Here is a 1,374-nt window from a genome sequence, read left to right as displayed (position 1 = left end):
CAAGCAGAAGGGCAAGGCCGGATCCGCGCCGTCACCGAAGCTGAACCAGAAGGACCAGCGTCGCGGCAGCCAGGTCATGGCGCAGCCGAAGTTCAAGGGACGACGAGGCGACAAGTAGGAATGCATCTCTGGGTCCGGCCATTCGCGGCCGGGCCCGGAGGAGCATCTGGCCCCTACGCCGGTTCCGGGCGTTCGAAGCCAAAGGTGACCACAGGCGGAACGTCGCCCTTGCGGACGTGCTCGAGTATGAACCGTTCGTGTGGCACCACAGGCTCCGGCAGCGCATCGAGTGCGAACCACCGAATGTCGGCGGCCTTTTGCCGTTCCATCAGCCGCGGCTCGCCATCCCATCGCCGGCACTCGAAGAAGATGTCCACACGCTCATCGATCGGCAAGCCGGTACCGCCCGTGCGGTGCATCGCGCACAACGCGTTCAGATCCTCCGGATCGACGGTGACACCGAGCTCCTCTGCGACCTCCCGGCACGCTGCCTCGACGACGGACTCGCCCCTCTCCACATGCCCGGCCGCGGCGGCGGCCCAGTGACCGTCCTTATATCCGGTATTCGCACGCAACTGGAGCAATACCTGGTCACGGCCGTCCTTTTCGCGGCGGAGCAGCACGTACGCCGCCGGCACCACACGAAACCGCTCAGTCACGAGGGCGACACTACCCGCAGCCGGCGACAGCTCCCCGGCCGCCGGTGCCGGCGGAGTGGGCACGGCACCGAATGAATGCGCTTACGCTTGAGGAGAGCCGTCAAGCGAAGGTGGTCCAGTGAGCACTCCCACGGTGTACGACGTCGCCCACCAGGCGGGCGTCTCCATCGCCACCGTGTCCCGGGTCTATCGGAACCCCGACACAGTCCGGGCCGGGACACGCGAGCGCGTCCTGGAGGCGGCCCGGACCCTCGGCTACGTGCCGAGTGGCAACGCGCGCGGCCTGGCCAGTCGAGCCACCGGCGTCCTCGGGCTCTGTTTTCCGGACAACCACAAGCATGACCGTCGCCACGACGAGAGCCACGAGCTCGGCCACGACACCCAGTACGACGAGGCTGATCTCATGCTCTACTCCGACGAGGTGATCCGCGGCATGGAGCGTGCGGCCCGAGAGCAGGGCTACGGACTCCTCATCGCCGCCTCCATCGCCGACGATCCGGAGAGCACGGTCGCCGAGGTCGCCGGCCGGGCGGACGGGATAGCCGTCCTGGCCGGGACGGTGTCGACGGCCGAGCTCGAGATCATCTCCAAGCGCGTGCCCGTCGTGATGCTCGCCGGTCCCCGCGAGAACCCCAGCCTGGACCACCTCGACCACGTCGAGGTGGCGAACTTCGACGGGCAGCTCGCGCTGACCCGCCATCTCATCGCTGACCAC

2 protein-coding genes are annotated in these 1,374 nt (G+C 68.0%); one reads left to right on the top strand and one right to left on the bottom strand.

From position 1 onward, the window contains the following. Window positions 1–173: 173 nt before the first annotated feature. Entirely contained in the window at window positions 174–659 is a 486-nt protein-coding gene (locus tag ELR45_RS20525) for an NUDIX hydrolase (protein ID WP_129668024.1), read from the bottom strand. Between the two features lie 118 nt (window positions 660–777). On the opposite strand from ELR45_RS20525, the gene ELR45_RS41185 reads away from it, so the two are divergent. Next, a partial coding sequence (locus tag ELR45_RS41185) for a LacI family DNA-binding transcriptional regulator (protein WP_240759931.1) occupies window positions 778–1,374 on the top strand: 597 nt, incomplete at its 3' end.

The sequence above is a fragment of the Phytoactinopolyspora endophytica genome (assembly GCF_004138495.1).
Lineage (GTDB): Bacteria > Actinomycetota > Actinomycetes > Jiangellales > Jiangellaceae > Phytoactinopolyspora > Phytoactinopolyspora endophytica.
The sequence above is the reverse complement of the archived record's forward strand: the minus strand, read 5'-3'. Positions and strand labels throughout refer to the sequence as shown.